The organism is Streptococcus mitis (assembly GCF_005844455.1).
GTDB lineage: Bacteria > Bacillota > Bacilli > Lactobacillales > Streptococcaceae > Streptococcus > Streptococcus mitis_BF.
The window spans coordinates 23466-30088 of the sequence record NZ_SPGF01000019.1; the positions used below are offsets into that span (position 1 = coordinate 23466).

The 6623-nt window shown below is 39.3% G+C and carries 2 protein-coding genes; both read right to left on the reverse strand.

Translation table 11 applies throughout. The features are described 5' to 3' along the window. Positions 1 to 15: 15 nt before the first annotated feature. Positions 16 to 1917 carry an ABC-F family ATP-binding cassette domain-containing protein gene (locus FGQ53_RS05180; RefSeq protein ID WP_138336348.1) on the reverse strand — a complete coding sequence of 634 codons (1902 nt, stop codon included), beginning with the start codon at positions 1915 to 1917 and terminating at the stop codon, positions 16 to 18. A gap of 191 nt (positions 1918 to 2108) precedes the next feature. Then, a partial coding sequence (locus FGQ53_RS11745; RefSeq protein WP_171019082.1) for a sialoglycan-binding domain-containing protein occupies positions 2109 to 6623 on the reverse strand: 4515 nt, incomplete at its 5' end.

Sequence of the window (6623 nt, forward strand, 5' to 3'; positions counted from 1 at the left end):
CATTCCTTTCCATCTTTACACCTGATCCGATAATTCTTCCCACTCAAGCATAGCCTCTTCTTGACGATGACTAATTTTGTCCAGTTCAGCCTGCAATTCCATGAGCTTTTCAGCATCGTTGGTTTCCAGCATTTGTTCAGAAATGGCTTGGCTTTGAGTTTCTAACTCTTCGATTTCAGCCTCTAAACTCTCGATTTGGCGCATGAGTTTGCGGGCTTCTCTCTGACTTTCTTTCTGAGCTTGGTAGTCATTAACTGAACTTGTTTCTTTTGCTTGATTGCTAGTTAAAGCTTCCTCAGCCTGAATCATTTCTACTTCTGCTTTCTTCTCAACATAGTAATCGTAATCTCCAAGGTAAAGAGTCGAACCCTTCTCAGACAATTCCAGTACATGAGTTGCCACACGATTGATAAAGTAACGGTCGTGGCTGACGAATAGAAGAGTTCCATCAAAGTCAATCAGGGCATTTTCCAACACTTCCTTGCTATCAATATCCAAGTGGTTGGTCGGCTCGTCCAAAATCAGGAAGTTATTGTTTTCCATTGAAAGTTTAGCAAGCAACAAACGAGCTTTCTCGCCACCAGACAGCATGCCGACTGATTTTTTAACATCATCTCCTGAGAAAAGGAAGGCACCTAGACGGTTACGAATTTCAACTTCAGGTGTCAGTTTAAAATCATTCCAGAGTTCATCAAGTACAGTATTACTTGCTGTCAACTTACTTTGAGTCTGATCATAGTAGCCAACCTCAACATTGGCACCAAATCGCTTTTCTCCCTTGATAAAAGGAATCTGATCCACGATAGACTTAATAAAGGTTGACTTACCAATACCATTGGGACCAACGATGGCAACAGCATTCATCCTACGAAGGTCAAGGTTGATAGGTTCTGACAATATTTCCCCATCATAGCCAATAGCCGCATTTTCAACGGTCAAAACAACATTTCCCGACGTTTTTTCAGACTGGAAGGTCATGTTGGCTGCTTTCTTGCCAGCTTCAGGCTTGTCCAAACGCTCCATTTTTTCTAGTTGTTTACGGCGAGATTGAGCACGTTTGGTCGTTGAAGCTCGGACTAGATTGCGATTGACAAAGTCTTCCAGAGCAGCGATTTCCTTCTGTTGCTTTTCATAGTTTTTTGCCTCAGTAGCTAGCTTTTGCTCCTTTAACTCAACAAAACGAGAGTAATTACCTACATAGCGATCCAAAGAATGCTTGGTCAAATCGAGTGTAACCGTCGCAACCTTATCCAAAAAGTAACGGTCGTGGCTGACAATAATGAGCGCACCGCTATAATTCACTAGGTAATTTTCCAACCAGGCAATGGTTTCGATATCCAAGTGGTTGGTTGGCTCGTCCAAGACCAAGAGATTTGGCTTTTCAAGGAGCATTTTAGCCAGTGCTAGACGAGTATTTTGACCACCTGAAAGCTCGGAAATTTTCATCTGCCACATAGACTCGTCAAACTTGAATCCATTCAAGATCGCTTGAATATCAGCTTCGTGGGTAAAGCCACCTGCTTGGCGAAAATTCTCAGACAAACGATCGTAATCTGACATCAGTTTATCCAGATCTTCACCAGACTTTTCACCCATCTCCAGTTCCATCTGACGAAGTTGCTCCTCAGTCCGACGCAAGTCATCAAAGACGTGAAGCATTTCATCGTAAATGGTATTTTCAGATTCAAAACGGCTATCTTGGGCTAGGTAAGACAGAGAAACATCTTTTTTCTTATTGATTTCTCCACTGGTTGGCTCCTCTTCTCCAACCAAAATCTTCAAAAGAGTAGACTTACCTGCACCATTTTTCCCAACAAGAGCAATCCGATCACGTTCATCAACCTGCAGGTTGATATTATCAAAAAGAACCTCTCCTGCAAAAGATCGTTCAATTTTATTGGCTTGTAAAATAATCATACATCTATTTTACTATCTTTTTCTCTTTTGCACAATTGCAATGAAAAAAGTTCGAGTCATAAACCCGAACTTTTGGTTCTATAATATGGCTCCTAGCAGGCTTTTCTGCTAGGAGATTTTCTTACGAGAGGTACTTGCTTAAGCTTTGAAAATCAGATTTATTATCTGATGTTTATCAAACAATCTACCAATTAAGCTTCTTCGTCTTCTTTACGACGACGGCCTGCAAGACCAAGACCAAGTACTGCACTTGCGGCAGCTGCTACCATAGCTACAGTAGAATCCACTGTACCTGTATTTGGTAATTCTTTAGTAGCTTTACGCGCATCTATTTTCTCAACTAAGTCTTTAGCGTTCGCAACTTGTTTATCCACATCATCAGCGATTCCGTTGTTATCGGCATCGTTAACGGTTGGAAGTGTTGGATCCACTAACTTATCAAGACGTCCTTGGAAGCCATCTTTTTGATCCTTAACCGTTTCTGGTAAAGCAGTGACGGCGTCTTGAGCGGCTTGTTTTTCTTGTTTAGCTTTTGCTAACTTATCTTGAAGTCCTGCGAGCTCATCCGGTGTCACTAAGTCGCCTGCATCTTTAATCGCTTTGTCCAATTCGGCGTAAGCTTTTTCAGCTTTCTCAACTAAGTCTTTAGCGTTCGCAACTTGTTTATCCACATCATCAGCGATTCCGTTGTTATCGGCATCGTTAACGGTTGGAAGTGTTGGATCCACTAACTTATCAAGACGTCCTTGGAAGCCATCTTTTTGATCCTTAACCGTTTCTGGTAAAGCAGTGACGGCGTCTTGAGCGGCTTGTTTTTCTTGTTTAGCTTTTGCTAACTTATCTTGAAGTCCTGCGAGCTCATCCGGTGTCACTAAGTCGCCTGCATCTTTAATCGCTTTGTCCAATTCGGCGTAAGCTTTTTCAGCTTTCTCAACTAAGTCTTCAGTGTTCTTAACTTGTTTACCCACTCTAATTTTAACAGGAACTGTATCAATTGAACCATCAGAGTAAGTCACAGTTACAGTAAGATCTTGAGTGGTATTTGCTAAAGATTCTGTGGCTGTAATCTTCATTTTCCCGTCTTCGCCGATTTCAACTTTCAATCCATTAGGAACACTATTTACACTGACATTCGTTCTATCAGGTTTTGGAGCAATTTTCTTATCTCCCTCTTTAGAGATATCTGTATAACTCAATGTTTTCTCAATTTGAATTTCTTTTCCGGGTTGTACTTCAAAGATAGTAGGTTGCCCTGCAGAAGTTCCCTCATAAGCTACATCGTATTTAGCAGTACGTTCCCAAATTCTAAGAACATAATGACCTTCAGATCGTGGGCTTGAATTACCACTTAAATCAGTAGCTACAACTGTATGAGAGTATCTATTCTTGCCACTAAAATCATCTTGCTTATCAGCACCCACATCATTTGGTACTTCTCCCGATAATTTGAAACGGAATTTGTCTCCATCCTTTTCAATCATCTCTTTGTTCAGCCATGTTGGTGTAGTTGACTGATGTTTAGCATCTCTCCAAACAGTAAACTCTTTCAAATTGTCAGAATTATCTGTTGCGGTCACATAGTATTCAAACGATTCTCCACGATAAACAATCTTAGTTTTTTCTTTTAGCTTAAAGCCATCACTCGAATTATTGATATTATCCTTAAGCGGCAACTCAACGTTTATATTAGGTGCAGTTGTATCTTTAACTACTATCTTAAATTGTGTAATGTGTGATTTATTTGCACCATCCCATGAACGAATTTTAATAGTATATTCACCCGGTGTTTTCGGTGTAGTTCCAGTAAACGTAGTTACATACGCCTCTCCACCAGGCTGTCCTTTGCTACCACGATTTGCTTTATTATTAGCGGTTTGATAATTACGATCATCTGATTTCAACCAATTTGGTAAAGCTTCAGGTAAATCTACATCCAATACTTTACTATCATCTGTAGTCTCGATTTTAAAGTTAATAGCACTTCCAATTTCAAATTGAATTTCAGGCATACTAGTAGCACTAGTTTCCGCTGTAACTCGCTTATCAGTATCATTAACAACTAACTTGGATGTCGCGTTTTCACGATCTTCAATCACTAATGTGCCTTGAATCTCAGCAACAGAACCGTCAGAGAATACAGCTTCAATTATTGGATTTACCGTTTGCGATACTACGCTATCTTGTGGCTTAACTCCTTCAAAATTTGTACGAGGCACACTATTGTTTTTAAATCGGAATGATACAGATTGCCCATTGTTCAAGTTTTTGAGTTTTTGAACGTTCTCCGCCTTTACAAAATCTTCTGGTTTGTAAGAGAACGGTTTATTAACTTGAATTCTTTGCTCTGCACCTGCATTAGATGTCAAATCTTGATATTTATCTTTCTGCGGTAAGACTTTAACAATAAATTCAACTTCATGGTTGTTATCAGAGCTATCCCACACTCTCACTCTGCTAGTATATTGACCTGATGTTTTAGGAGCTGTTCCTTCATAGTGGATAGTATAGGGGTTGGTTTCTGAGCCTTTTTTGCCTCGATTAGTTTGTCTATTTCCAGCGTTTTGATAAGCAAGCGAATTAGATTTTAACCAATCTAATTTATTTTTATTTAATCGATCAGCATCTTCTAAATCGTTAATGCTTTCACTGTTGTCGACTGCCTTAACATCAAAACTATAGGATTCGTTGGCATATACAGTCACGACAGGCTTCTTGGTAGCAGGATCGATTGTCCCATCTGCTACTGTGACAGTTGCTTGCGTTTTATCCTTAATTGTTATAGGAACTTCCACCAAATCTTCCGAGTTATCAGAATATTTTACCTTAACTCGAAGTGTCTGTTGACCTAAAGCGTCTTTCTTAACAGCATTTGGTGTAAAAGTGATGACTCCTGTAGAAGAATCAATGCTTGCTCCCTCCACCGAATTTACTAGCTCATAACTAGTTCGATCTGGAGTTTGAGCACTCACAGGTGTTTCCCCAGAAATATCTGTGAATGTTGGGGCTTGAATTGTCAATGTCGAACCTGTATTCGCAACTTGGTTGCTTGCATAAGCTACATCGTATTTAGCAGTACGTTCCCAAATTCTAAGAACATAATGACCTTCAGATCGTGGGCTTGAATTACCGCTTAAATCAGTAGCTACAACTGTATGAGAGTATCTATTCTTGCCACTAAAATCATCTTGCTTATCAGCACCCACATCATTTGGTACTTCTCCCGATAATTTGAAACGGAATTTGTCTCCATCCTTTTCAATCATCTCTTTGTTCAGCCATGTTGGTGTAGTTGACTGATGTTTAGCATCTCTCCAAACAGTAAACTCTTTCAAATTGTCAGAATTATCTGTTGCGGTCACATAGTATTCAAACGATTCTCCACGATAAACAATCTTAGTTTTTTCTTTTAGCTTAAAGCCATCACTCGAATTATTGATATTATCCTTAAGCGGCAACTCAACGTTTATATTAGGTGCAGTTGTATCTTTAACTACTATCTTAAATTGTGTAATGTGTGATTTATTTGCACCATCCCATGAACGAATTTTAATAGTATATTCACCCGGTGTTTTCGGTGTAGTTCCAGTAAACGTAGTTACATACGCCTCTCCACCAGGCTGTCCTTTGCTACCACGATTTGCTTTATTATTAGCGGTTTGATAAGTCCGATCATCTGATTTCAACCAATTTGGTAAAGCTTCAGGTAAATCTACATCCAATACTTTACTATCATCTGTAGTCTCGATTTTAAAGTTAATAGCACTTCCAATTTCAAATTGAATTTCAGGCATACTAGTAGCGGTAGTCTCCGCTGTAACTCGCTTATCAGTATCATTAACAACTAACTTGGATGTCGCGTTTTCACGATCTTCAATCACTAATGTGCCTTGAATCTCAGCAACAGAACCGTCAGAGAATACAGCTTCAATTATTGGATTTACCGTTTGCGATACTACGCTATCTTGTGGCTTAACTCCTTCAAAATTTGTACGAGGCACACTATTGTTTTTAAATCGGAATGATACAGATTGCCCATTGTTCAAGTTTTTGAGTTTTTGAACGTTCTCCGCCTTTACAAAATCTTCTGGTTTGTAAGAGAACGGTTTATTAACTTGAATTCTTTGCTCTGCACCTGCATTAGATGTCAAATCTTGATATTTATCTTTCTGCGGTAAGACTTTAACAATAAATTCAACTTCATGGTTGTTATCAGAGCTATCCCACACTCTCACTCTGCTAGTATATTGACCTGATGTTTTAGGAGCTGTTCCTTCATAGTGGATAGTATAGGGGTTGGTTTCTGAGCCTTTTTTGCCTCGATTAGTTTGTCTATTTCCAGCGTTTTGATAAGCAAGCGAATTAGATTTTAACCAATCTAATTTATCTTTATTTAATCGATCAGCATCTTCTAAATCGTTAATGCTTTCACTGTTGTCGACTGCCTTAACATCAAAACTATAGGATTCGTTGGCATATACAGTCACGACAGGCTTCTTGGTAGCAGGATCGATTGCCCCATCTGCTACTGTGACAGTTGCTTGCGTTTTATCCTTAACTGTTATAGGAACTTCCACTAAATCTTCCGAGTTATCAGAATATTTTACCTTAACTCGAAGTGTCTGTTGACCTAAAGCGTCTTTCTTAACAGCATTTGGTGTAAAAGTGATGACTCCTGTAGAAGAATCAATGCTTGCTCCCTCCACCGG

Bases quoted from the DNA above. Each gene is read 5' to 3' on its own strand.
- FGQ53_RS05180 (WP_138336348.1), bottom strand. From the start codon at position 1,917: ATGATTATTTTACAAGCCAATAAAATTGAACGATCTTTTGCAGGAGAG.